The sequence below is a fragment of the Paracoccus sp. NSM genome, assembly GCF_052379855.1.
Taxonomy (GTDB): Bacteria; Pseudomonadota; Alphaproteobacteria; order Rhodobacterales; family Rhodobacteraceae; genus Paracoccus.
In genome coordinates, this window is sequence record NZ_JBQTCG010000008.1 from 15,007 (window position 1) to 38,345 (window position 23,339).

22 protein-coding genes are annotated in these 23,339 nt (G+C 68.0%); 17 read left to right on the forward strand and 5 right to left on the reverse strand.

Features of this window, described 5'->3' with window-relative positions:
• Positions 1–98: 98 nt before the first annotated feature.
• The 14 genes from ftsW to recN all read left to right on the forward strand — a co-directional run bounded on the left by ftsW (position 99) and on the right by recN (position 15,299).
• Positions 99–1,262: a putative lipid II flippase FtsW gene (gene ftsW, locus ACTZWU_RS12090; RefSeq protein WP_444737615.1), complete on the forward strand. Its 1,164-nt coding sequence runs from the start codon at positions 99–101 to the stop codon at positions 1,260–1,262.
• Positions 1,262–2,347 carry a UDP-N-acetylglucosamine--N-acetylmuramyl-(pentapeptide) pyrophosphoryl-undecaprenol N-acetylglucosamine transferase gene (locus tag ACTZWU_RS12095; protein WP_444737616.1) on the forward strand — a complete coding sequence of 362 codons (1,086 nt, stop codon included), beginning with the start codon at positions 1,262–1,264 and terminating at the stop codon, positions 2,345–2,347. The genes ftsW and ACTZWU_RS12095 overlap by 1 nt, the downstream gene beginning before the upstream one ends.
• Entirely contained in the window at positions 2,344–3,771 is a 1,428-nt protein-coding gene (murC, locus tag ACTZWU_RS12100; protein WP_444737617.1) for a UDP-N-acetylmuramate--L-alanine ligase, read from the forward strand. Before ACTZWU_RS12095 ends, murC begins: the two co-directional genes overlap by 4 nt.
• Positions 3,768–4,034: a DUF2484 family protein gene (locus tag ACTZWU_RS12105; protein WP_444737618.1), complete on the forward strand. Its 267-nt coding sequence runs from the start codon at positions 3,768–3,770 to the stop codon at positions 4,032–4,034. Before murC ends, ACTZWU_RS12105 begins: the two co-directional genes overlap by 4 nt.
• Positions 4,031–4,378 carry a hypothetical protein gene (locus ACTZWU_RS12110; RefSeq protein WP_444737619.1) on the forward strand — a complete coding sequence of 116 codons (348 nt, stop codon included), beginning with the start codon at positions 4,031–4,033 and terminating at the stop codon, positions 4,376–4,378. The genes ACTZWU_RS12105 and ACTZWU_RS12110 overlap by 4 nt, the downstream gene beginning before the upstream one ends.
• A 76-nt stretch (positions 4,379–4,454) precedes the next feature.
• Positions 4,455–5,204 carry a universal stress protein gene (locus ACTZWU_RS12115; protein ID WP_444737620.1) on the forward strand — a complete coding sequence of 250 codons (750 nt, stop codon included), beginning with the start codon at positions 4,455–4,457 and terminating at the stop codon, positions 5,202–5,204.
• 48 nt (positions 5,205–5,252) lie between these two features.
• Complete coding sequence (gene murB / locus ACTZWU_RS12120) at positions 5,253–6,188, forward strand: UDP-N-acetylmuramate dehydrogenase (protein ID WP_444737621.1); 936 nt, start codon at positions 5,253–5,255, stop codon at positions 6,186–6,188.
• A 221-nt stretch (positions 6,189–6,409) separates the two neighbouring features.
• A complete protein-coding gene (locus ACTZWU_RS12125; RefSeq protein WP_444737622.1) occupies positions 6,410–7,345 on the forward strand; it encodes a D-alanine--D-alanine ligase in 936 nt (311 codons plus the stop codon).
• On the forward strand, positions 7,333–8,268 hold the full coding sequence (locus ACTZWU_RS12130; RefSeq protein WP_444737623.1) for a cell division protein FtsQ/DivIB: 936 nt from the start codon (positions 7,333–7,335) through the stop codon (positions 8,266–8,268). Before ACTZWU_RS12125 ends, ACTZWU_RS12130 begins: the two co-directional genes overlap by 13 nt.
• Positions 8,269–8,286: 18 nt before the next feature.
• A complete protein-coding gene (ftsA, locus tag ACTZWU_RS12135; RefSeq protein ID WP_444737624.1) occupies positions 8,287–9,621 on the forward strand; it encodes a cell division protein FtsA in 1,335 nt (444 codons plus the stop codon).
• A 223-nt stretch (positions 9,622–9,844) separates the two neighbouring features.
• On the forward strand, positions 9,845–11,419 hold the full coding sequence (gene ftsZ, locus ACTZWU_RS12140; protein WP_444737625.1) for a cell division protein FtsZ: 1,575 nt from the start codon (positions 9,845–9,847) through the stop codon (positions 11,417–11,419).
• A 230-nt stretch (positions 11,420–11,649) separates the two neighbouring features.
• Complete coding sequence (lpxC, locus tag ACTZWU_RS12145) at positions 11,650–12,594, forward strand: UDP-3-O-acyl-N-acetylglucosamine deacetylase (RefSeq protein WP_444737626.1); 945 nt, start codon at positions 11,650–11,652, stop codon at positions 12,592–12,594.
• A 180-nt stretch (positions 12,595–12,774) separates the two neighbouring features.
• Complete coding sequence (locus ACTZWU_RS12150) at positions 12,775–13,623, forward strand: outer membrane protein assembly factor BamD (protein WP_444737627.1); 849 nt, start codon at positions 12,775–12,777, stop codon at positions 13,621–13,623.
• Positions 13,624–13,652: 29 nt separating this feature from the next.
• Positions 13,653–15,299, forward strand: coding sequence for a DNA repair protein RecN (recN, locus tag ACTZWU_RS12155; RefSeq protein WP_444737628.1), 1,647 nt, complete (start codon positions 13,653–13,655; stop codon positions 15,297–15,299).
• Between the two features lie 28 nt (positions 15,300–15,327).
• Here the strand turns inward: recN and mmsB are convergent, their stop codons facing one another.
• The 5 genes from mmsB to ACTZWU_RS12180 form a co-directional block, all read right to left on the reverse strand.
• Complete coding sequence (gene mmsB / locus ACTZWU_RS12160; protein ID WP_444737629.1) at positions 15,328–16,197, reverse strand: 3-hydroxyisobutyrate dehydrogenase; 870 nt, start codon at positions 16,195–16,197, stop codon at positions 15,328–15,330.
• Positions 16,194–17,201, reverse strand: coding sequence for an enoyl-CoA hydratase/isomerase family protein (locus tag ACTZWU_RS12165; RefSeq protein WP_444737630.1), 1,008 nt, complete (start codon positions 17,199–17,201; stop codon positions 16,194–16,196). Before ACTZWU_RS12165 ends, mmsB begins: the two co-directional genes overlap by 4 nt.
• A gap of 3 nt (positions 17,202–17,204) precedes the next feature.
• The gene (locus ACTZWU_RS12170; RefSeq protein ID WP_444737631.1) at positions 17,205–18,350 is read right to left on the reverse strand and encodes an acyl-CoA dehydrogenase family protein; all 1,146 of its coding nucleotides are present in this window, start codon (positions 18,348–18,350) and stop codon (positions 17,205–17,207) included.
• An 86-nt stretch (positions 18,351–18,436) separates the two neighbouring features.
• Positions 18,437–19,564 carry a carboxylate-amine ligase gene (locus tag ACTZWU_RS12175; RefSeq protein WP_444737632.1) on the reverse strand — a complete coding sequence of 376 codons (1,128 nt, stop codon included), beginning with the start codon at positions 19,562–19,564 and terminating at the stop codon, positions 18,437–18,439.
• Between the two features lie 103 nt (positions 19,565–19,667).
• The gene (locus tag ACTZWU_RS12180) at positions 19,668–21,167 is read right to left on the reverse strand and encodes a CoA-acylating methylmalonate-semialdehyde dehydrogenase (protein WP_444737633.1); all 1,500 of its coding nucleotides are present in this window, start codon (positions 21,165–21,167) and stop codon (positions 19,668–19,670) included.
• Between the two features lie 102 nt (positions 21,168–21,269).
• On the opposite strand from ACTZWU_RS12180, the gene ACTZWU_RS12185 reads away from it, so the two are divergent.
• The 3 genes from ACTZWU_RS12185 to coaD all read left to right on the forward strand — a co-directional run bounded on the left by ACTZWU_RS12185 (position 21,270) and on the right by coaD (position 23,285).
• Positions 21,270–22,181, forward strand: coding sequence for a LysR family transcriptional regulator (locus ACTZWU_RS12185; protein WP_444737634.1), 912 nt, complete (start codon positions 21,270–21,272; stop codon positions 22,179–22,181).
• 54 nt (positions 22,182–22,235) lie between these two features.
• Positions 22,236–22,697 (forward strand): CBS domain-containing protein, encoded by a 462-nt coding sequence (locus ACTZWU_RS12190; RefSeq protein ID WP_444737635.1) that lies wholly within the window; start codon positions 22,236–22,238, stop codon positions 22,695–22,697.
• A gap of 96 nt (positions 22,698–22,793) precedes the next feature.
• Positions 22,794–23,285, forward strand: coding sequence for a pantetheine-phosphate adenylyltransferase (coaD, locus tag ACTZWU_RS12195; RefSeq protein WP_304616515.1), 492 nt, complete (start codon positions 22,794–22,796; stop codon positions 23,283–23,285).
• Positions 23,286–23,339: the final 54 nt, after the last annotated feature.

The following is a 23,339-nucleotide window of genomic DNA, read 5'->3' on the forward strand; positions in this document are numbered from 1 at the left end:
CCGCGGAATCGGTTGTGGCGTGTGGTCGCATTTCGCGCTAGTCTCGGCCCCAGATCCGGGCAAACCGGACAGGCAGAGGCAGTGACGGCGGTATTCCCATGACCGAGATGGTCTTCGGCACCACGCCCGCAAGGGCGGCTGACCCGATTCTTCCGCGCTGGTGGCGCACGCTGGACAAATGGGCCTTGGCCTGCGTCTTCGGCCTGTTCGCCACCGGGATCCTGCTGGGGCTGGCGGCCTCGGTGCCGCTGGCCGAACGCAACAACCTGCCACGCTTTTTCTACGTTCAGCGTCAGGCGGTGTTCGGCGGCCTGGCGCTGGTGGTGATGCTCGTCATCTCGATGCTGTCGCCGCGCCAGATCCGGAGGATCGGGGTGCTGGGCTTTCTGGCCTCGTTCCTGCTGATCCTTGCCTTGCCCTTCGTCGGCACAGATTTCGGCAAGGGCGCGACGCGCTGGCTGTCCCTGGGCTTCGTGTCGGTGCAGCCTTCGGAATTCCTCAAGCCCGGTTTCGTGGCGCTCTGCGCCTGGTTCATGGCGGCCAGCCAGCAGGTGGGCGGTCCTTCGGGGCGGCTCTATTCGTTCTGCGTGGCGGCGGTGGTCGTGGTGCTTCTGGCGCTACAGCCTGACTTTGGGCAGGCGGCGCTGGTGCTGTTCTCGTGGCTGGTCATGTATTTCGTCGCGGGCGCGCCGATGATGCTGCTTCTGGGTGTGGCAGGTCTGGCGCTGATGGGCGGGGTCTTCGCCTATGGCTCGTCCGAGCACTTTGCCCGGCGGATCGACGGCTTCCTGTCCTCGGAAATCGACCCGCGCACGCAGATAGGCTATGCCACCAACGCCATCCAGGAGGGCGGCTTCTTCGGCGTGGGCGTGGGCGAGGGCAGCGTGAAATGGTCGCTGCCGGACGCGCATACGGATTTCATCATCGCCGTCGCGGCCGAGGAATACGGCTTTGTCCTCGTGCTGGTCATCATCGCGCTTTACTGCACCATCGTCACCCGCTCGCTGCTGCGGCTGATGCGTGAACGCGATGCCTTTGCGCGGCTGGCCGGAACGGGTCTGGCCTGTGCCTTCGGCGTGCAGGCGCTGATCAACATGGGCGTCGCGGTGCGCCTCTTGCCCGCCAAGGGGATGACGCTGCCCTTCGTCAGCTATGGCGGCTCGTCCGTGATCGCCTCGGGGATCGCGATGGGGATGCTTCTGGCGCTGACCCGCACCCGGCCTCAGGGCGAGCTGGCCGCGATCCTGCGGCGGGGGCGCTGATGTCGGGCAAACGCGCGCTGATCGCCGCCGGAGGCACCGGCGGCCATATGTTTCCGGCCCAGTCGCTGGCCGAATTGCTGCTGGCCGAGGGCTGGCAGGTCACGCTGTCCACCGACGAGCGCGGCGCCCGCTATGCCGGCGCCTTCCCGCCCGAGGTCGCGCGTCAGGTCGTGCCATCGGCCACCACGGCGCGCGGCGGCAGCTGGGGCAAGCTGGCCGCGCCCTTCCGCATCGCGGCGGGGGTGCTGGCGGCGCGCCGCGCCTTTGCCCGGCAAAGGCCCGACGTGGTGATCGGCTTTGGCGGCTATCCGACCATCCCCGCGCTGGCTGCGGCCCGGCTGATGGGCCTGCCGCGCATGATCCATGAACAGAACGGGGTGATGGGCCGGGTAAACCGCCTCTTTGCGCCCCGCGTCCACCGCATCGCCTGCGGCACATGGCCGACCGACCTGCCTCCGGGCATCAGCGGCACCCATACCGGAAACCCGGTTCGCGCCGCCGTTCTGGCGCAGGCGGGCGCGCCCTATGCGCCGCCCGGCGACGGGCCGTTGCGTCTGCTGGTCATCGGCGGCAGCCAGGGCGCGCGCGTCCTGTCCCGCGTCGTGCCAGAGGCCGTCGCGGCCCTGCCCGATGATCTGCGCGCCCGCCTGCATGTCAGCCATCAGGCCCGCCCCGAGGATGCTGAGGCCGTCACCGCCGCCTATGCCGCAGCCGGGATCGAGGCCGAGGTGCAGCCCTTCTTCGCCGATGTGCCTGACCGGATCGCTGCTGCGCATCTGGTCGTCAGCCGCTCGGGCGCATCGTCTCTGGCCGATATCACGGTGATCGGGCGGCCCTCGATCCTGATCCCCTTCGCGGCCGCGACGGGCGATCACCAGACCGCGAACGCGCAGGCATTGGCGGAAACCGGCGCGGCGCATGTCCATCCCGAATCCGTGCTTGACGCGACAAGCCTTGCGCGCGACATCCGCGCCATCCTGACCGACCCCGCGCAGGCCGCCGCCATGGCCGCCGCCGCGCTGGACCTTGCCCGCCCCGACGCGGCGCGGCGCCTATACGACCTCGTCGAGGAGATTGTGCGATGAACGCAGCGACCAAACTGCCCGGAGAACTGGGGCCGATCCATTTTGTCGGCATCGGCGGCATCGGCATGTCGGGCATCGCCGAGGTTCTGCTGACGCTTGGCTACCAGGTGCAGGGCAGCGACCTGAAACGCTCGAAGATCACTGACCGGCTGGAAACGCTTGGCGCGCAGGTCTTCGAGGGGCAGCGGGCCGAGAATATCGGTCAGGCCGCCGTCATCGTCATCTCCACCGCGATCAAGAAGGGCAACCCGGAACTGGAGGAAGCCCGCCGCCGTGGCCTGCCGGTCGTCCGCCGCGCCGAGATGCTGGCCGAGCTGATGCGGATGAAGTCCAACATCGCCATCGCCGGAACCCACGGCAAGACCACCACCACGACGATGGTCGCCACGCTTCTGGATGCGGGCGGTCTGGACCCCACGGTCATCAATGGCGGCGTGATCCATGCCTACGGCTCGAACGCGCGGGCGGGTGCGGGCGAATGGATGGTGGTCGAGGCCGACGAATCCGACGGCAGCTTCAACCGCCTGCCCGCCGATATCGCGATCGTCACGAATATCGACCCAGAACATATGGAACATTGGGGCAGCTTCGACGCGCTGCGCCAGGGGTTCTACAATTTCGCCTCGGGGATTCCGTTCTACGGGCTGGCGGTCCTCTGCACCGACCACCCCGAGGTTCAGGCGCTGGTCGGCAAGCTGACCGACCGCCGCGTCGTGACCTTCGGCTTCAATGCCCAGGCCGATGTGCGCGGCGTGAACCTGCGCTATGAGAACGGCATCGCGCATTTCGACATCGCGCTTCAGGGCGAGGGCCCGAACGAGCGCGGCGAGATCGAGATGATCGAGGGCTGCACCCTGCCCATGCCCGGCGATCACAACGTCTCGAACTGTTTGTCGGCGGTGGCCGTGGCGCGGCATCTGGGCATCAAGAAGTCCGAGATCCGCGAGGCTCTGGCCAAGTTCGGCGGCGTGGGCCGGCGCTTCACCCGCGTGGGCGAGGTGGGCGGCGTCACCATCATCGACGATTACGGCCACCACCCGGTCGAGATCGCCGCCGTCCTGAAAGCCGCGCGTCAGGCCAGCAGCGGCCGCGTCATCGCGGTGCATCAGCCGCATCGCTATTCGCGTCTGTCTACCCTGTTCGACGATTTCTGCACATGCTTCAACGAGGCCGACGTGGTCGCCATCGCCGATGTCTATGCGGCGGGCGAGGACCCGATCCCCGGCGCCAGCCGCGACGATCTGGTCGCCGGGCTGATCGCCCACGGCCATCGCCATGCCCGCGCGATCCTGTCCGAGGATGATCTGGAACGGCTGGTCCGCGAACAGGCCCGGCCCGGCGACATGGTGGTCTGTCTGGGGGCAGGGACGATCTCGGCCTGGGCGAACGGGTTGCCCATGCGCCTGCAGGGCCGCGCGGCGTGAGTTCCGCCGCCTGGCTGGGGCTGGCCAGTCTGGGGCTGTGGCTGGTTCTTGCCTGCGCCGTGCCCCGCCTGCCCCTGCGGGGGCGCGCGCTGTTCATCGGCGCGCTGGTTCTGGCGGGGGTGCCGCTGCTGGGCTGGCTGACGCTGCGTTGGGGCCCCGGGCCGGGGGTTCTGGGCTTCGCGCTTGGGCTGCTGGTTCTCTACCGTCCGCCGACCCGCCGCCGCAGGGTGCCCGAGGGCGCGGGACACGAGGCCAATCCATGAATGTCTGGCTCATCGGCGCGGCCTGCCTGCTGGGGGCGGGCTTCATCGCATGGGGTGCGGCGCGGCTGCGGATGCGTTGGCCCCTGGCCGCGTTGTCGGTGCTGCTGGCGGCCATCGCCACGCAGCTTTTCCTGGCGACGCGCGGGCAGGACGGGATGCACGATCTGGCTGCGCTGATCGCGCAGGCCCTGACGGTGACGCCCGCGCTTCTGGGCGTGGCGACGGGGCTGATCCTTGCGCGCCTGCGCGGCCATCCGCTGCCCTTGCGTGGCCTGCCGGGGGCGATCAGCGCCTTGGGCCTGCTGGTGGCGGGCGCGGTCGCGGCGATGACCTTCCTGATCTGAACCGGGCCTCTCGGCCTCTGGAAAACCCGGCCCGGCCCCGGCATAGTTCCGACATGTCAAACCGGAGTGACCGTGCATGAGCAGAATTCTGGCGCTTGTCGACGGCTCGGTCTACGGGCCAAGCGTGGCGCGCCATGCCGCCTGGCTGGCCGAAAGGCTGGGCCTTGGGGTCGATCTGCTGCATGTCGCCAAAAGCGCCGAGCTTGAGGGCGGGCAGATCGTGCTGGCCGAGGCGGCGCGCATCATCGAGGCGCATGGCGTGGCCGACCCGGCGCTGCATCTGCGGCAGGGCGGGCTGATGTCCACGATCCGCGCGGTCTCGCCCGAGCTGCGGGCCATCGTGCTGGGCAAGCGGGGCGAATCGGCGGATTTCGCCTCGGGGCGGCTGGGGTCCAACCTTGAGGGGATCGTGCGCGGCGCGACGGTGCCGGTCCTCGTCGCCTCGCGCGCATTCCGGCCGGTGCAGCGCGTGCTGCTGGCCTTTGACGGCAGCGCATCGGCGCGGGGCGCGGTGGCGCGGATGGCGAAAAGCCCGGTCTTTCACGGGGTCGAGATCACGCTGCTGCACGTGGGCGACACGACGCCCGCCATCTCGGCGGCCATCGACGAGGCGATCCTGGAACTGGTCGCCTCGGGGCTGCGGGTGATGCTGCGCCAGATGCCGGGCGAGCCGCAAGAGATCCTGCGCCCGCTGGTCCTTGACGAAGGGTTCGACCTGCTGGTCATGGGCGCCTATGGCCATTCGCGCATCCGCAACCTGTTCATCGGCTCGACCACGACGGCGATGATCCGCGCGGCGCTGATTCCGGTGCTGCTTTATCGCTAGGGGCGGGGCTTGGTTGACGCCATGGCGCGGGCTGGCTACCAGATGGGCATGAGCGCCGAACTTCCGACCCCCCGTGGTAGCCTGATCCCGGACCGCAGTCTTGACAGCCTGACCTGGCTGCGTGTGGGCGGCCCCGCCGACTGGCTGCTCCAGCCCGCCGACCGCGAGGACCTCGCCGATTTCCTGCGTGATCTGGACCCGGCCGTGCCGGTCTTTCCGATGGGCGTGGGCAGCAACCTGATCGTGCGCGACGGTGGCATCAGGGGTGTGGTGATCCGGCTGGGCCGCGCCTTCAACGCCGTCTCGGTCGAGGGTGACGTCGTCACCGCTGGCGCCGCCGCGCTGGATGCGCAGGTCGCGCGCCGCGCGGCCGAGGCCGGGCGCGACCTGACCTTTCTGCGGACCATCCCCGGCAGCATCGGCGGCGCGGTCCGCATGAATGCGGGCTGCTACGGCAGCTACGTGGCAGACCATCTGATCGACGTCGAGGCCGTTACCCGCGATGGCCGCATCGTCCGGCTGACGCCCGATGACTTGCGCTTTGGCTATCGGGAAAGCCACCTGCCAGAGGGCTGGGTGATCACCGAGGCGCGGTTTCGTGCCGCCCCCGGCGATCCCGATGCGCTGCATTCCCGGATGGCCGAGCAGCTGGCGTGCCGCGACGAAAGCCAGCCGACCAAGGATCGCAGCGCCGGTTCGACCTTTCGCAACCCGGCGGGCTACAGTTCGACCGGGCGGGCGGATGACACCCACGAGCTGAAGGCCTGGGCGCTGATCGACGCGGCCGGTTTGCGCGGCCATAGCTGGGGCGGTGCGCAGATGTCGGAAAAGCATCCCAATTTCCTGATCAACACCGGTGGCGCCACTGCCGCCGAGCTGGAGGCCCTGGGCGAGTTGGTGCGTCGGCGAGTGCTGGAAGAAAGCGGCCATGAGCTGCAATGGGAGGTCATCCGCATCGGCGACCCCGCGCCCGATCAGGGCTGAGCCTGCGTTTGCCTGAGTGCGGGCTGCGGGCGGGGAGGGGGGCGCTGCCCCCCGTCGCGTTCCGCGACTCCCCCCGGGATATTTGGACCAAGGCAAAGGGGTGGGCCAAATTCCGCTTTTGCGGTTTGCGCTTTGCGAGTATTCTGCACGCAATGACGTGGCCGTGAAAGGTCGCGCAGGATCAGGCAAGCCCGGAGCAACCGGGCGCGAAAGGCGAAAAAGTGGCGGGCAGGTCGAGCAGGACAGCCCACTCGGTCGCTGTTCTGATGGGTGGACCCTCGGCTGAGCATGAGGTGTCTTTGTCATCGGGGCGCGAATGCGCGAATGCGCTGCGGGTGGCGGGGTATGACGTAACCGAAATCGTGCTGCAGAAGGCGCGTGGCCAGGATCTGGCCGGGCTTCTGCGCGATGCTGCCCCCGATGTCGTCTTCAACGCCCTGCATGGACGGTGGGGCGAGGATGGCTGCGTGCAGGGTCTGCTGGAATGGCTGGACCTGCCCTATACGCATTCGGGCGTTCTGGCCTCGGCCCTGGCGATGGACAAGAGCCGCGCCAAGGACGCGTTCCGCGCCGCTGGATTGCCCGTGGTCGAGAGCGTGATCGCCGATGCCTGCGAGGTGCGCCGCCGCCATGTGATCCCGCCGCCCTATGTGGTGAAGCCCAATGACGAGGGGTCCTCGGTCGGGGTCTATATCGTGCATGATGGCGCGAACCAGCCGCCCGACCTGTCGCCCGACATGCCGGACCGCGTGATGGTCGAGACCTATGCGCCCGGGCGCGAGCTGACCACCACGGTCATGGGCGACCGCGCGCTGGACGTGACCGAGATCCTGACCGAGGGCTGGTATGATTACGCCGCCAAATACACGATGGGCGGGTCGCGGCATATGATCCCCGCGCAGATCCCCGACGAGATTCGCGCCGCTTGTCTGGATCTGGCCCTGCGCGCGCACAAGGCGCTTGGCTGCAAGGGCCTGACCCGGACCGATTTCCGGTGGGACGAGGCGCGCGGCCTTGCGGGGCTGATCATCCTTGAAGTGAACACCCAGCCCGGCATGACGCCCACCAGCCTTGCCCCCGAACAGGCCGCCCATCAGGGTATCGACTTTCCCGCGCTGATGCGGTGGATGGTGGAGGACGCGCTGTGCCGGTCGTGATCGACCACAGGCCGAACCGCACCCCCGCCGCGCCCGCGCCGCGGCGCGATCCCGCGCCCTCGCGGCTGACCTATCGCCTGCAGCGCATGTGGCTGACGCCGCTTTACCGGCGCGTCGTGCGCGTGGGTTTGCCGGCCTTCGTACTGGCGATGGTCGCGGGGTTGTGGATGGCCGACGAGGATCGGCGCGTGCGGGTGACCGAGGCCATCGCCTCGGTCGTGACGCAGATCCAGAGCCGTGAGGAATTCCAGGTCCGCATGATGACGATCGAGGGTGCAAGCCCCGTCGTTGATCGCGCGTTGCGCGCCATGCTGCCCGTCGATCTGCCTGCATCGAGCTTCGAGATCGACCTGCCCGCGTTGCGGTTGCAGGTGATGCAGCTTGACGCGGTCGAAAGCATCGACCTGCGGATCCGACCCGGCGGCATCCTGTCGGCCGTGGTCAAGGAACGCGAGCCCGCGATCCTGTGGCGCCATGCGCGCGGGATCGAGATCCTGGACGGGGGCGGCCACCGCGTCGCCAGCGTCACCTCGCGCGAGGTGCGCCCGGACCTGCCGCTGATCTCGGGCGAGGGGGCGGATCGCGCCACCGCCGAGGCGCTTGCCCTGTTCGACGCGGCCGGGCCGATCCTGCCCCGCGTGCGCGGGCTGGTGCGGCGGGGCGAGCGGCGTTGGGATCTGGTGCTGGATCACGACCAGCGCATCCTGCTGCCCGCGACCGGCGCCGTCACCGCGCTGGAGGCCGTCATCGCACTGGACCGGGCCGAGGACATGCTGGGCCGCGACATCGCGGTCGTCGATCTGCGCCACCCCTCGCGCCCGGTGCTGCGGCTGGGGGTGGATGCCCGAAACACGATCCGGCAGGCGCGCGGCCTGCCGCTGCTGGGCCCGGACGGTCGCGTCCTGCCCGAGACCGAAAGCTAGAGCGAGGAGGCAAGGCGAATGGCTGACCTGTATCAGACGCAACGCGCGATGCGAAACATGCGCCGGGCCGCCCTGCAACGCGGCGTCATCGGCATTCTGGATATCGGCACGTCCAAGATCGCCTGTCTGGTGCTGCGCTTTGACGGCACCGGCACCTTCCGCGAGACGGACGGGATCGGCCCGATGGCGGGGCAGGTGAATTTTCGCGTGATCGGCGCGGCCTCGACCCGGTCGCGCGGGATGCGTCGCGGCGAGATCGAGACCATGGCCGAGACCGAGCGCGCGATCCGCACCGTCGTGGCCACCGCGCAAAAGCTGGCGGGCGTGCGGGTCGATCACGTCATTGCCTGCCTGTCGGGTGGGCGCCCCTCGTCCTACGGGCTGGCGGGCGAGATCTCGCTGCCGGCGGGCAAGGTTGGCGATCACGAGGTCGCGTCGGTCCTTGCCGCCTGCGACACGCCCGAGTTCGGGCGCGGCCGCGAGGTTTTGCACGCCCAGCCCGTCAATTTCGCGGTGGATAACCGCTCGGGCCTTGCCGATCCGCGTGACCATGTCGGCAACAAGCTGTTCTGCGACATGCATGTGCTGACGGTCGATGGCGACATGATCGGCAATCTGGTGCACTGCATCCGTCGCTGCGATCTGGAACTGGCGGGGATCGCCTCGGCGCCCTATGCCTCGGCCCGCGCGAGCCTGGTCGAGGATGAACAGGAACTGGGCGCCGCCTGCATCGATTTCGGTGGCGGCGGCACCGGCGTCACGATCTTCATCCGCAAGCACATGATCTTTTCCGATCACGTCCCCATCGGCGGCAATCTGATCACGCAGGATATCGCGCAGGGGTTGCGCGTGCCGCTGCCCGTGGCCGAGCGTCTCAAGACGCTGAACGGCGGGGTCGAGGCGACGGGCCGCGATGACCGCGAGATGATCGATGTGGGCGGCGAGACGGGCGATTGGGAAACCGACCGCCGTCAGGTCAGCCGCGCCGACGTGATCGGCATCATGCGCCCCCGTGTCGAGGAAATCCTGGAAAACGTGCGCGAGGTTCTGGACGCGGCGGGCTTCGATTACATGCCAAGTCAGCAGATTGTCCTGACGGGGGGCGGCAGCCAGATCCCCGGTCTGGACGGTCTGGCGACCCGCATCCTTGGTCCAAACATCCGCTGCGGCAGGCCGCTGCGGATCGACGGCCTGGCCCATCAGCTGACCGATCCCAGCTTCTCCAGCGCGGTGGGTCTGGCGCTGTTCGCGGCCCATCCGCAGGACGAATGGTGGGATTTCGAGATGCCGTCCGACCGCTATCCGGCGCGTTCCCTGCGCCGCGCCTATCGCTGGTTCCGAAACAACTGGTGATTGTGCAGACCCTATCGCTATGGCTGGCTGCGGGTGCGGCCACCATATTCTGCGGGCTTGGCAAGATACCGCCGAGGGTTGCAGGAAACCTGCCCAGATTTTGCGGCTGAACCCTGTTTTTGGGATGACGCGGAGGCTGGCAAAGGTTACGGTTACGTTTAAATCCGGGGATTCGAGCGGGCAGACCGCGCCCGTGGGCAGCAGCGAAAAAAAGGCGGAAACCATGAGCCTCAATCTGATGATGAACGACGAAGAAGAGCTGAAGCCGCGCATCACCGTCTTTGGTGTCGGCGGCGCGGGCGGCAATGCGGTCAACAACATGATCCAAAAGCAGCTCGAAGGCGTCGAATTCGTGGTGGCCAACACTGACGCGCAGGCGCTTCAGCAGTCGCGTGCCACTTCGCGCATCCAGATGGGGCCGAAAGTGACCGAGGGTCTGGGCGCAGGCGCCAAGCCCACGATCGGCGCCAAGGCCGCCGAGGAGACGATCGAGGACATCGTCGATCACCTGATGGGCGCGCATATGTGCTTTATCACCGCCGGCATGGGCGGCGGCACCGGCACCGGCGCGGCCCCGATCATCGCACAGGCTGCCCGGGAAATGGGCATCCTGACCGTCGGCGTCGTGACCAAGCCCTTCCAGTTCGAGGGCTCGAAGCGGATGCGTCAGGCCGAAGAGGGCGTCGAGGCCCTGCAAAAGGTCGTGGACACGCTGATCATCATCCCCAACCAGAACCTGTTCCGGTTGGCCAACGAAAAGACCACCTTCACCGAAGCCTTCGCCATGGCCGACGACGTGCTGTATCAGGGCGTCAAGGGCGTGACCGACCTGATGGTCCGTCCCGGCCTGATCAACCTGGACTTCGCCGACGTGCGCGCGGTGATGGACGAGATGGGCAAGGCCATGATGGGCACCGGCGAGGCCTCGGGCGAGAACCGCGCCCAGGAAGCCGCCGAGCGCGCCATCGCCAACCCGCTTCTGGACGAGATCAGCCTGAACGGCGCCAAGGGCGTGCTGATCAACATCACCGGCGGCTACGACATGACCCTGTTCGAACTGGACGAGGCCGCCAACGTCATCCGCGACAAGGTCGATCAGGACGCGAACATCATCGTCGGCTCGACGCTGGACCCGGACATGGACGGCTCGATCCGCGTTTCGGTCGTGGCGACCGGCATCGACGCAGGTGCCGCCGTGGCCGAGGTTCCCTCGCCCCGCCGCAGCATGGCCGCGCCGCTGACGCAGAACCCCTCGCTGACGCAGAAGGACGCCGAAGAGCCGGTTCCGCCGCGCCGCACCGCCCCGGCGGCCGAGGCACCGCGCGCCCCCGTGGCCGCCCCGCAGGCCCCCGAGGCCCGCGTCGAGGACGACATGCCCCAGCCGGCCTATCAGCCCAAGGAAGCGCCCCGCGCCAATGCCGTCCGGATCGAGGATGACGCCTCGGCCTTTGTCGCCCCGCGCGCGCCCCGTCCCGGCCAGCCCGCCCCCGAGGTGATGGACCGTCTGCGCCGCGCCGTCGAGAATCACGGTCAGGCCTCGCGTCCCGCCGCGCCGCAGCCTCAGGCCCAGCAGCCCAACAGCCGGATGAGCGGCCTTGGCCGCATGTTGGAGCGGATGGCCGGTCACGGTGGCGAAGGCGCCGCTAAACCGCCTGCGTCCTCGATCGCAGAGCGCGTCAGCGAACGTGTCGCCGTGCGCGCCCGTCAGCAAGAGGCCGATTTCGACGATCTGGCCAGCCCCGACAATGCCCAGGACAATGTCGAGATCCCGGCATTCCTGCGCCGTCAGGCAAACTGACGCGGGCTCACATAGCTGGCATGCAGAACCGGACGGGCCGCCCATTGGGTGGCCCGTTTCGTATTTGAGAACAGGCACATGCACCAAGTCCAGCCCCGGGTTTCCGGCGGGGTTCGGCCTATGTTACACCTCGTCACAAATCGTTAATTGAACGGATGAGTGGCTCTGCCTAGCTGATCCCTGACGATGGGGCACTGCCCTGTCGGGACGAATTTTTCGGAGTGCGGGTCATGCAGGCTACGCTGAAACACCAAATCTGCTTTGCCGGTGCCGGGCTTCACTCTGGCGTCCAGGTGCAGCTTGCGATCCTGCCTGCCCCTGCCGACCATGGCATCGTCTTTCGCCGCACCGATCTTGACGGCCAGCCGCTGATCCCGGCCCTTTGGGACCGTGTCACGCCCTCGAAGCTGTGCACGCTGCTGGATAACGGTGCGGGCGCCACGATCTCGACGGTCGAGCATGTGATGGCCGCGCTGGCCGGAACCGGCATCCACAACGCCCTGATCGAGGTGGACGGCCCCGAAGTGCCGATCCTCGACGGCTCGTCCGCGCCCTTCGTCGCGGGCATCATCGAGGCCGGAATCCAGATCCAGGCGGCGCCCCTGCGCGCGATCCGCGTTCTGCGCCCGGTCGAACTGCGCGAGGGCGAGGCCTGGGCCCGACTCGTGCCGGGCGACCATCTGGAGATCGACTTCGCCATCGACTTCACCGATGCCGCGATCGGGCATCAGGAACTGCATCTGGACATGGCCAACGGCGCTTTCCTGCGCGAACTGGCCGACAGCCGCACCTTCTGCCGCGCCTCTGACGTCGAGGCGATGCGCAAGGCCGGTCTGGCCCTGGGCGGCACCTATCTGAACGCGGTCGTCGTGGACGGGGCGCGCGTCCTGTCTCCGGGCGGGCTGCGCCACCGGGACGAGGCCGTGCGCCACAAGATGCTGGATGCCGTGGGCGATCTGGCGCTGGCCGGTGCACCGCTTCTGGCGGGCTATCAGGCAAACCGTGCGGGCCATGCGATGACGAACCGTCTGCTGCGCGCGCTCTTTGCGGACCCGACCGCATGGCGTTGGGAAGAATGCACCCCCTCGCTGGAGGGGCGCCTGCCGGGCGCGGGTGTTGCGGCCTATGGCCCCGATGCGGGGCTTGTCCGCACGATGCACGTCGCCGCCGAGTAAGACAGCGGCGGCTTCCCGCGCGCCCGGCGCCCAAGGCGGGATGCGCGGCCCATGATCGCGGCCAAAGCGGGGCCGAATTCAACGGATTGCCATTTTGCGCCCCCTGATGTTCTGTGCTAGGAGGTGCCGGCATCGCCGCCTCAGGCGGGATTACTGGTGACATCGCAGGACAGGATCAGGATGGCGCGCTCGAAATTCTTGGCTTCGGTGGTGGCGGTCGTTCTGGCGGGTGGCATCGTGTCGGGCTGCTCGGGCAGCCGCGACGGCGTGCTGCGGCAGAACCTCGACCAGTTCACCGCAGAAGAGATCTACAAGCGCGGCGAATTCGAGCTTGAGAATACCCGCAGGCCCGAGGATGCCGTCTTCTACTTCAGCGAGATCGAGCGTCTTTACCCCTATTCCGAATGGGCGCGCCGGGCGCTGATCATGCAGGCCTATGGCCACCACAAGGCGGCCAATTACGAAGAGGCCCGCGGCGCCGCGCAGCGTTTCCTCGACACCTATCCCGGCGACGAAGAGGCGGCCTATGCGCAATACCTGCTGGCCCTGTCCTATTACGACCAGATCGACGATGTGGGCCGCGACCAGGGCCTGACCTTCCAGGCGCTGCGCAGCCTGCGGACCGTGATCGAGGAATATCCCGACAGCGAATATGCCCGCAGCGCGATCCTGAAATTCGACCTGGCCTTCGACCACCTTGCCGCCAAGGAAATGGAGATCGGCCGCTACTATCTCAAGCGGGGCCACCACACGGCGGCGATCAACCGCTTCCGCGTCGTGGTCGAGGAATTCCAGACCACCACCATGACCCCCGAGGCCCTGATGCGGCTGGTCGAGGCCTATCTGGCCCTTGGCCTGCTGGACGAGGCGCAGACGGCGGGTGCGATCCTTGGCCACAACTTCCAGTCCTCGCCCTTCTACGAGGATGCGTTCCGGCAATTGCGCGGGCGCGGCCTGTCGCCCGAGATGCGCGGCGAAAGCTGGCTGACCAACATCTATCGCCAGACCATTCAGGGGCGCTGGCTGTGATGCCACGCCCCGGCGTCTGAGGCCTCGACATGCTGCGATCGCTGGATATCCGCGACATGCTGTTGATCGACCGGCTGGACCTGGCCTTTCGCCCCGGTCTGAACGTGCTGACCGGCGAGACCGGCGCGGGCAAGTCGATCCTGCTGGATTGCCTGGGCTTCGTGCTGGGCTGGCGCGGGCGTGCCGATCTGGTCCGCGGCGGCGCGAGCCAGGGCGAGGTGACGGCGGTGTTCGACCTGCCCGCCGCCCATCCCGCCCGCACGATCCTTGCCGATGCCGGGATCGAGCTTGACGATGATGAACTGATCCTGCGCCGCGTGAACGCGCTGGACGGGCGCAAGACCGGCTGGGTCAATGACCGCCGCGTCTCGGGCGAGGTGTTGCGCGCCCTCTCCGAGGTGCTGGTGGAACTGCACGGCCAGCACGATGACAGGGGCCTGCTGAACCCGCGCGGGCATCGCGCGATGCTGGACGCGTTCGGCGCGCTTGATCTGGGCCCGGTGCGCGCCGCATGGGCCGCGCGCCGCACCGCGATGCGCGATCTGGCCGAGGCCGAGGCCGCGCTGGAAGCCGCCCGCGCCGAAGAGGACTTCCTGCGCCACGCGGTCGCTGAACTGGACGCGCTGGCCCCCCTTGCGGGCGAAGAGGCGCAGCTGGACATCGCCCGCCGCTCGATGCAGGCGGCTGAGCGCATCCGGGGCGATGTCGCCCGCGCCTTGCAGATGCTGGGCGCCGAGGGGGCCGAGGGCGCGATGCTGGACGCGAACCGCTGGCTGGAAGGCGCCGCCGACCGTGCCGAGGGGCGGCTGGACGAACCCCTTGCCGCGCTGTCGCGCGCGCTTATCGAGTTGGGCGAGGCGCATCGCGGTGTCGAGGATGCGCTGTCGGCGCTGGATTTCGACCCCGCCGCGCTGGAGGCGACCGAGGAACGGCTGTTCGCCCTGCGCGCGCTGGCCCGCAAGCATGACGTTCTGCCCGACGATCTGGCGGGTCTGGCCGATCAGTTGCGCGACCGCCTGTCGCGGATCGACGCGGGGGCCTCGCGGATCGACGCGCTGCGCCGCGCAGCGACCGAGGCCGAGGCCGCCTATGCCGCCGCCAGCGCCGATCTGAGCGCCGCCCGTGCTCAGGCCGCGTCGCGGCTGGATCAGGCGGTCAGCGCCGAACTGGCGCCTCTGCGGATGGAACGCGCGGTCTTTCAGACCCGCGTGACGCCTGCCGAGCCCGGCCCTGACGGCGCCGATGCCGTGGCCTTCACCGTGGCGACCAATCCCGGCGCGCCTGCCGGGCCGTTGGACAAGATCGCCTCGGGCGGGGAATTGTCGCGCTTTCTGCTGGCGCTCAAGGTCTGTCTGGCGCGCGGGAATGACGCGCTGGTGATGATCTTCGACGAGATCGACCGTGGCGTCGGCGGTGCCACCGCCGATGCGGTGGGGCGGCGCCTGAAGGCTTTGGCCGAGGGCGCGCAGGTTCTGGTCGTGACCCATTCGCCGCAGGTCGCGGCGCTTGGGGCGGTGCATTTCCAGGTGTCGAAATCGGTCGCGGACGGGATGACGCAATCGACCGTTCGCGCCCTGTCCGAACCCGAGCGCGTGACCGAGATCGCGCGCATGTTGTCGGGCGAGACGATCACCGACGCGGCCTCGCAGGCGGCACGCGCCTTGCTGGAGGGCTAGGGCGACCCTTTCGGGCCGCCTGACCGGTTCAGCCGTTCCGCGCCACGAAGCGCGGCAGCATCGCGGAAAAGTCGCGGCCCTTGCCGTCCTCTCGTTCCACGAAATCCTCGTAGATCTGCCGGGCCAGCGCGCCCATGGGCGTTTCCGCAGCCGCAGACCCCGCCGCCTGCTGCGCCAGATTCAGGTCCTTCAGCATCAGTTCCGAGGCAAAGCCCGGCCGGTAATCATTGTCCGCGGGCGAGGTCGGGCCGACGCCGGGGGCGGGGCAATAGGCGTTCAGGCTCCAGCTGTAGCCCGAGCTGGTCGAGACCACATCGAACATCTTCTGCCGGTCAAGGCCCAGCCTGTCGGCCAGCGCAAAGGCCTCGCAGGTGGCGATCATGGTGACGCCCAGGATCATGTTGTTGCAGATCTTGGCCGCCTGTCCCGCGCCCGCATCGCCGCAATGGACAGCCTTTTGGCCCATCACCTCGAACAGGGGCAGGACGCGGGCGAAATCGGCATCCGAGCCGCCGACCATGAAGGTCAGCGTTCCCGCCTGCGCCCCGCCGATCCCGCCCGAGACGGGGGCGTCCAGCGCGCCCAGACCCGCCGCGCGGGCCTGATCCGCAACCGCGCGGGCGCTGTCCACATCCACGGTCGAACAATCGCACAGGACCGCGCCGGGCTTCATCGCGGCGATCACCTGATCGGCCACCGCGCGCAGGATCTGGCCATTGGGCAGCATGGTGATGACCACATCGGCATCGCGCGCGGCCTCGGCGGCGCTGATGGCGGGGGTCACGCCTTCGGGGTCGGGGGCGGCGGTGTCGTAGCCCGTGACCTCGTGCCCGGCGGCGGCAAGGTTGCGGGCCATGGGCGCGCCCATATTGCCCAGCCCGATAAAGCCGATCTTCATGCGCTGTCCTTCCATGTCAGTTCGTGGTCGCCAAGCGGGGCCAGCATGGCCGCGACCGCCTCGGGGGTGGCAGGGGCCTGCCAGCGGGGCTGGCGGTCCTTGTCAATGATCTGCGCCCGCACGCCTTCGAGAAAGTCGCTTTCGGCGGTGGCGCGGTAAGTGAAACGGTATTCGCGTGCCAGCGAATCCTGCATCCGGCCATCCTGCCGCGCTGCGCGCACCATCGCCAGCCCCGCCGCCATCGACAGGGGCGAGTTGCGCCGCAGCGCCTGAAGCGATTCGTCGTCGCCCGCGGCCTCGGTCGCGGCGATGATTGCGGGCAGGTCGGCGCCCCCGAAATGCGACAGGTCGCGCGTGGCCAGCGGGCTTTCGGGCGGGGTCAGGCCTTGGATCAGCGTCGCGTCGCCTGTTTCCTCGAGCCTTGCGATCAGGGCGGGCCATTCGGATTCGGGCAGGTAGCTGTCGGCAAAGCGGGCATGGATCGTATCGCCCGGACCCATGCGCGCGCCGGTCAGCGCCAGATATTCGCCGATCCGACCCGGCGCATGGGCCAGAAGCCATGTGCCGCCGACATCGGGGATCAGGCCGATCCCGCTTTCGGGCATGGCGATGCGCGTCGTGTCGCCCACCACGCGATGCCCGGCATGACCGCCCACGCCCACGCCGCCGCCCATCACGAAACCCTGCATGAAGGCCACGATGGGCTTGGGATAATCCGCGATCGCCGCGTTCATGCGGTATTCGTCGCGGAAGAACTCGCGCCCCTCGGCGTGATCGCCCGCGCGGCCCGCGTGATAGACCGCCGCGATGTCACCGCCGGCGCAAAAGGCGCGGTCGCCCTCGGCGTCGATGATGACCAGCGCCACGGCCGGATCGTCGCGCCACTGGTCCAGCGCGGCATGGATCGCCAAAGCCATCGGATGCGACAGCGCGTTCAGGGCCTTGGGGCGGGTGAAGGTGATGCGCCCCGCCCGTCCCGTGATGCGAATGTTCAGGTCTTCCATCCGTCAGCTCCGTTCGGCCAGCAGGGCGCGGCTGATGATCAGGCGCATGATCTCGTTCGTGCCTTCAAGGATCTGATGGACGCGCAGGTCGCGCACGATCTTTTCGATCCCGTAATCGGCCAGATAGCCGTAGCCACCATGCAGTTGCAGGCATTGGTTGGCGACCTCAAAGGCGCGGTCGGTGACATGCAGCTTGGCCATGGCGCAGAACTTGGTGGCGTCCTTGGCGCCGTTGTCCAGCTTCCACGCGGCCTGACGCAGCAGGATGCGGGCGGATTGCAGCGCGGTCTCCATCTCGGCCAGGCGGAATTGCAGCGCCTGGAACTGGTCGAGGCTTTGGCCGAAGGCGCGGCGTTCGCCCATATAGGTCAGCGTCGCGTCCAGAGCCGCCTGCGCGCCGCCAAGCGCGCTGGCCGCGATGTTCAGCCGACCGCCATCCAGACCGGCCATCGCATAGGCAAAGCCGCGCCCTTCCTCGCCCAGAAGGTTCGCCGCAGGAATCACGCAATCGTCGAACTGCACCTGCGTCGTCGGCTGCGAGCGCCAGCCCATCTTGTGTTCCAGCGCGCCGAAGCTGAGGCCGGGGGTGCCGTTTTCGACGATCACCGCGCTGATGCCGCGCGGACCTTCGGCGCCGGTGCGGGCCATCACGATATAGGCGTCCGAATAGCTGCCGCCCGAGATGAAGGCCTTGTTGCCGTTTAGCCGCCAGCCCTGATCGTCGCGGTCCGCGCGCGTCCGCAGGGCCGCCGCGTCCGATCCGCTGCCCGGTTCGGTCAGGCAATAGCTGAAGATCGTCTCCATCCGGCAGAGGCGCGGCAGCCAGCGTTCGCGGGCCGCGTCATCGCCGAACTTGTCGATCATGCCGCCGCACATGTTGTGGATCGACAGGAAGGACGCGACCGAGGAGCAGGCCATCGACAAAGCCTCGAAGACCAGCGTGGCATCAAGGCGCGACAGCCCTGTGCCGCCGTGATCCTCGGAGACATAGATGCCGCCAAGGCCCAGTTCGGCCACCTCGGACCACAGGTCGCGCGGGATCGTCCCGGCGTCTTCCCAGGCGCGGGCATGGGGGGCGATCCGGGCCTGCCCTAAATCGCGCGCCATGTCGAAAATGGCCTGCTGTTCCTCGCTGAGCGCAAAATCCATGCGGCATCCCTCCCCAGATGAGCCCGAATTGAACGAGTGTTTAATTGGCAGATATTGCCAGAATGTTGCAAGAGCCCCGGCTGCGTCTAAAGGTCATGGCGGAATTCCTCGATCAGGTGGCGGGTGACGGCGCGCAGGGCCTGCCCCGGATCGGCACCGGCCTCGCGGGCGCGGGCCGCGGTGGCGCGCTGCGCCTCGGCCGAGGTGCCGCGGGCGGCCATCTCGCGTAGGCGGGCGACGGCGGGCTGGCTTTCCAGTGCGTCGGCATCCTCGGCGATCAGCGCCAGCCAATCCTCGGCGATCTGTTCGAACGGGATGATCGCACCCGCGCCGAAATCGATCTGGCCTTCGGTCGTGCCGTAGCGCGCGGCACGCCAGCGGTTCTCGGCCAGAAGGAAGCTGTCGTAATGCCGCCAACGCAAATTCCGCCGCGACAGGCGCCACAGCATCCGCAGCGTCGCCTGGATCAGCGCGGCCAGCGTGATCGCATCCTCAAGGCGCGGGCAGGCATCGCAGATCCGCGTTTCCAGCGTGGGAAATTTGCACGAGGGGCGCAGATCCCACCAGATCTTGCTGCTGTCTTCGATGATCCCGAGCCGCGTCAGCGCCGCGACCGAGCGGTCATATTCGTCCCAGGATACGAAGGCGGGCGGCAGGCCCGTGCGCGGCATGTCCCCGAAGACCGTGGTGCGATACGAGGCGAGGCCCGTATCCTCGCCCTGCCAGAAGGGGCTGGAGGCCGACAGCGCCAGAAGATGCGGCAGGAAATAGGTGAACTGGTTCATCAGGTCGATGCGCTGCGCCTGTTCGGGGATGCCCACATGGACATGCATCCCGCAGATCAGCATCCGCCGCGCCACGCCGCCCATGTCGCGGGACAGCTGGTTGTAACGGTCCTTGTCGGTGTGGTCCTGATCGCGCCAATCCGCGAAAGGGTGGCAGGAAGCCGAGATCGGCGCCAGCCCGTGCCGCGCGGCATGGCGGGCCACGGTCGCGCGCAGGTGGCGCAGATGTTCGCGCGCGGTGCGGATGTCTGGTGCGACCGGGGTGCCGATCTCGATCTGGCAGCGCAGGAATTCCGGGCTGACCTGATCGCCCAGATCCGCCTTGCAATCCGCCATCAGTGCATCGGGCGCGGGCGCCAGATCGCCGGTTTCGGCATCGACGAGCAGATATTCCTCTTCGATGCCGAGGGTGAAGTCGGGTTCGGTCATGGTTCAGCCCCTGTTGGGGACCGTGGCGTTTCTGCGTCCCGCGACGGCCGGGGGGCTTCGCGCCCCCCGGACCCCCCGCGGGATATTTTCGTGAAGAAGAGGATCAGTCCATGGCCTTGAAGTTGAACTCTCCGCCTTCCTTGATGCCCGAGGGCCAGCGCGACGTCACGGTCTTGGTCCGCGTATAGAAGCGGAACGCGTCCGGGCCGTGCTGGTTCAGGTCGCCGAAGCCCGATTTCTTCCAGCCGCCGAAGGTGTGGTAGGCCAGCGGAACCGGGATCGGCACGTTGATGCCGACCATGCCGATATTCACCCGGCTGGCGAAGTCGCGCGCCGTGTCGCCGTCGCGGGTGAAGATCGCCGTGCCGTTGCCGTATTCGTGGTCCATGGCCAGTTTCAGCGCCTCTTCGTAGCTGCCGGCGCGGACGGTCGAGAGGACGGGGCCGAAGATCTCGGTCTTGTAGATGTCCATATCCGGGGTCACGCGGTCAAAGAGGTGCGGGCCGACGAAGAAGCCGTTCTCGTAGCCTTGCAGGTTGAAATCGCGACCATCGACCACGAGTTCGGCGCCCTGATCCACGCCCGATTGCACGAGGCGCAGGATGTTTTCCTTGGCGGCCTTGGTCACGACCGGGCCGTAATCGATGTCGTTGCCCGCGGTCCACGGACCGACCTTCAGCTTTTCGATCCGCGGGACCAGCTTTTCGATCAGCGCGTCGGCGGTCTTTTCGCCGACCGGCACCGCGACCGAGATCGCCATGCAGCGTTCGCCCGCCGCCCCGTAGCCCGCGCCCACCAGCGCGTCGGCGGCCTGGTCCAGATCGGCGTCGGGCATGATGATCATGTGGTTCTTGGCGCCGCCGAAGCACTGCGCGCGCTTGCCGGTCGCGGCCGCGCGTTCATAGATGTATTGCGCGATGGGCGTCGAGCCGACGAAGCCCACGGCCTGGATCACCGGGCTGTCGAGGATCGCATCGACCGATTCCTTGTCGCCGTTCACGACCTGCAGCACGCCGTTGGGCAGGCCGGCCTCTTGCAGCAGCTTGGCCAGCATCAGCGGCACCGAGGGGTCGCGCTCGGAGGGTTTCAGGATCATCGCGTTGCCGCAGGCCAGGGCCGGGCCCATCTTCCACAGCGGGATCATGGCGGGGAAGTTGAAGGGCGTGATGCCCGCCACGACGCCAAGCGGTTGGCGCATGGAATACATGTCGATGCCGGGGCCCGCGCTGTCGGTAAATTCGCCCTTGAGCATGTGGGGGGCGGCCACGCAGAATTCGATCACTTCGAGGCCGCGCTGGATGTCGCCCTTGGCGTCGGGGAAGGTCTTGCCGTGTTCCGAGGACAGAACCTCGGCCAGCTTGTCCATGTCGCGGTTGATCAGGCGCACGAACTCCATCATCACGCGGGCGCGACGCTGCGGGTTGGTGGCGCCCCATTTGACCTGGGCTTCGGCGGCGCGGGCGATGGCGTGGTCAAGCTCGGCCTTGGTGGCCAGCGACAGGCGGGCCTGGACCTCGCCGGTGGCGGGGTTGAACACGTCGCTGAAGCGGCCCGAATTGCCCTTGTATTCGGCGCCGTCGATCCAGTGGTGAATCTCTTTCATCCTATCCTCCTGAAGGTATTGGGCGCAGGTTAGTCTTGCGGAATTGCCGGATAAAGGGGCAAGGTAGCAAATAGGTTTTGCGATTATGCAAAGGGCCGGGTAATGGACTGGGACGACCTGCGGATCTTTCTGGCGGTGGCGCGGACCGAAAGCCTGTCTGGCGCAGGGCGGCGGCTGGGGATGGATGCCTCGACCGTGGGGCGCCGTGTCGCGCGGCTGGAGGGCGCGGTCGGTGCGCCGCTGTTTCTCAAGACCCCGCAGGGCTATGCGCTGACGGCTGAGGGTGCGCGTCTTGTCGCGCCTGCAGAGGCCGCCGAGCAGGCCGCCGCCGCCGCCGCCGAGGCGATCTCGCAAGAGGCGGGGATCACGGGGCAATTGCGGATCGGCGCGCCGGATGGCTGTGCGAATTACCTGCTGCCGCAGGTGGCGCGGGATCTCTGCGCCGCGCATCCTGGGCTGGAGGTGCAGATCGTCGCCCTGCCGCGCGTGGTGAACCTGACCCGGCGCGAGGCGGACATGGCCATTGCGGTCTCGCCTCCCGATACGGGGCGGCTGATGGTGCAAAGGCTTGCGGATTACCGGCTGCATCTGGCGGGGCATGTGGATTACCTGGCGCGCCACCCGGCCCTGCGGGGGCTTGACGACCTGCGCGGCCATCGGATGATCGGCTACATCCCCGACATGATTTTTGACCGCGAACTGGATTACCTGTCGGCCACCGGGGTCGAGGTCGCGCAGATCAGCAGCAATTCGGTCGCGGTGCAGATGCAGGCGGTGCGCGCGGGGGCCGGGCTGGGCATCGTGCACGACTTCGCCATTCCCTTTGCGCCGGGCGTGCGGCGGGTGCTGACGGACCGCATCGCGCTGCGCCGCAGCTTCTGGCTGATCCGGCATGCCGATGACCGCGCCTCGCGTCGGCTGAGCCTTCTGGCGGATGCGCTGGCCCAGGGCATCCGGGCCGAGGTCGCGCGCCTCGAGGCGCTGGTTTTGGACGCTGGTGACACGCCTACTTGACGTAAGCCGATTCGGCGAAAAGGATGAGATCAACCAAGTCGCAAGGAGGGCGCCATGCTGGTCAGGCAATTGCTGTCGATGAAATCGGATAGCGCGAAACCCTGGATCGATCCGTCCCTGATCGTCACGATCCTGCCCGACACGACGATGGGCGACGCCGCCCGCCTGCTGGCCGAAAAGCGCATCGGCGCGGTCGTGGTCTCGACCGACGGCAAGCGCCCCGACGGCATCCTGTCCGAACGCGACATCGTGCGGCAGCTGGGCAAGCACGGCGCCGAGATGCTGTCCCACCCTGTCAGCGAGTTCATGACCAAGGCGGTGCAGACCTGCACCACCGGCGAGGATGCGCTGACTATCCTGGAACGTATGACCGCAGGCCGTTTCCGCCACATGCCCGTGGTGGACGAGCAGGGCGAGATGCTGGGCGTCATCTCGATCGGGGATGCCGTCAGCGGTCGCCTGAAGGAACTGGCCGCCGAGAAAGAGGCCCTGACCGGGATGATCATGGGAGCGTGACGCAAGGCCAGCCCGGCCGTTGGCGGTCACATTCTTGCAATCAGGGGGCAAATGCGCTTTGCCTGAGCACACGACCCTGACCAAGGACGCGATTTCATGCGCATCGGCCTCTATCCCGGCACCTTCGACCCGATCACCTTGGGCCATATCGACATCATTCAGCGCGCCATGGCGTTGGTCGACCGGCTGGTGATCGGCGTTGCGATCAACCGCGACAAGGGGCCGTTGTTCGATCTCGAGGAACGTGTCGCGATGGTGCAGGCCGAATGCGCCGAGATCGCCGCCCGCACCGGCGGCGAGATCCTGGTTCATCCTTTCGAGAACCTGCTGATCGACTGCGCGCGTGATGTCGGCGCGGGCGTGATCGTGCGCGGCCTGCGCGCGGTCGCGGATTTCGAATACGAATTCCAGATGGTCGGGATGAACCGCGCCCTTGATAGCGGGGTCGAGACGGTCTTTCTGATGGCCGATGCCCGCCGTCAGGCCATCGCCTCGAAACTGGTCAAGGAAATCGCGCGCCTCGGGGGGGATGTGTCCAAGTTCGTCAGCCCCGCCGTCTGCGCGGCTCTGGTCGATCGCTACGCCTGACGAATCGTTGCGCCAGGGATGGATCGGGCGTTATCCTTTCCTCGAACGCGCTGA

What these genes read in the sequence shown, in the direction of transcription:
- lpxC (WP_444737626.1), top strand. Translation starts at nt 11,650, where the DNA reads ATGCAGGCTACGCTGAAACACCAAATCTGCTTTGCCGGTGCCGGGCTT.
- ftsA (WP_444737624.1), top strand. Translation starts at nt 8,287, where the DNA reads ATGGCTGACCTGTATCAGACGCAACGCGCGATGCGAAACATGCGCCGG.
- coaD (WP_304616515.1), top strand. Translation starts at nt 22,794, where the DNA reads ATGCGCATCGGCCTCTATCCCGGCACCTTCGACCCGATCACCTTGGGC.
- ACTZWU_RS12170 (WP_444737631.1), bottom strand. Translation starts at nt 18,350, where the DNA reads ATGGATTTTGCGCTCAGCGAGGAACAGCAGGCCATTTTCGACATGGCG.
- ACTZWU_RS12165 (WP_444737630.1), bottom strand. Translation starts at nt 17,201, where the DNA reads ATGGAAGACCTGAACATTCGCATCACGGGACGGGCGGGGCGCATCACC.
- ACTZWU_RS12110 (WP_444737619.1), top strand. Translation starts at nt 4,031, where the DNA reads ATGAATGTCTGGCTCATCGGCGCGGCCTGCCTGCTGGGGGCGGGCTTC.
- ACTZWU_RS12095 (WP_444737616.1), top strand. Translation starts at nt 1,262, where the DNA reads ATGTCGGGCAAACGCGCGCTGATCGCCGCCGGAGGCACCGGCGGCCAT.
- ACTZWU_RS12190 (WP_444737635.1), top strand. Translation starts at nt 22,236, where the DNA reads ATGCTGGTCAGGCAATTGCTGTCGATGAAATCGGATAGCGCGAAACCC.
- murB (WP_444737621.1), top strand. Translation starts at nt 5,253, where the DNA reads ATGAGCGCCGAACTTCCGACCCCCCGTGGTAGCCTGATCCCGGACCGC.
- murC (WP_444737617.1), top strand. Translation starts at nt 2,344, where the DNA reads ATGAACGCAGCGACCAAACTGCCCGGAGAACTGGGGCCGATCCATTTT.
- ACTZWU_RS12185 (WP_444737634.1), top strand. Translation starts at nt 21,270, where the DNA reads ATGGACTGGGACGACCTGCGGATCTTTCTGGCGGTGGCGCGGACCGAA.
- ACTZWU_RS12150 (WP_444737627.1), top strand. Translation starts at nt 12,775, where the DNA reads ATGGCGCGCTCGAAATTCTTGGCTTCGGTGGTGGCGGTCGTTCTGGCG.
- ACTZWU_RS12175 (WP_444737632.1), bottom strand. Translation starts at nt 19,564, where the DNA reads ATGACCGAACCCGACTTCACCCTCGGCATCGAAGAGGAATATCTGCTC.
- ftsW (WP_444737615.1), top strand. Translation starts at nt 99, where the DNA reads ATGACCGAGATGGTCTTCGGCACCACGCCCGCAAGGGCGGCTGACCCG.
- ACTZWU_RS12115 (WP_444737620.1), top strand. Translation starts at nt 4,455, where the DNA reads ATGAGCAGAATTCTGGCGCTTGTCGACGGCTCGGTCTACGGGCCAAGC.
- ftsZ (WP_444737625.1), top strand. Translation starts at nt 9,845, where the DNA reads ATGAGCCTCAATCTGATGATGAACGACGAAGAAGAGCTGAAGCCGCGC.
- recN (WP_444737628.1), top strand. Translation starts at nt 13,653, where the DNA reads ATGCTGCGATCGCTGGATATCCGCGACATGCTGTTGATCGACCGGCTG.
- ACTZWU_RS12180 (WP_444737633.1), bottom strand. Translation starts at nt 21,167, where the DNA reads ATGAAAGAGATTCACCACTGGATCGACGGCGCCGAATACAAGGGCAAT.
- mmsB (WP_444737629.1), bottom strand. Translation starts at nt 16,197, where the DNA reads ATGAAGATCGGCTTTATCGGGCTGGGCAATATGGGCGCGCCCATGGCC.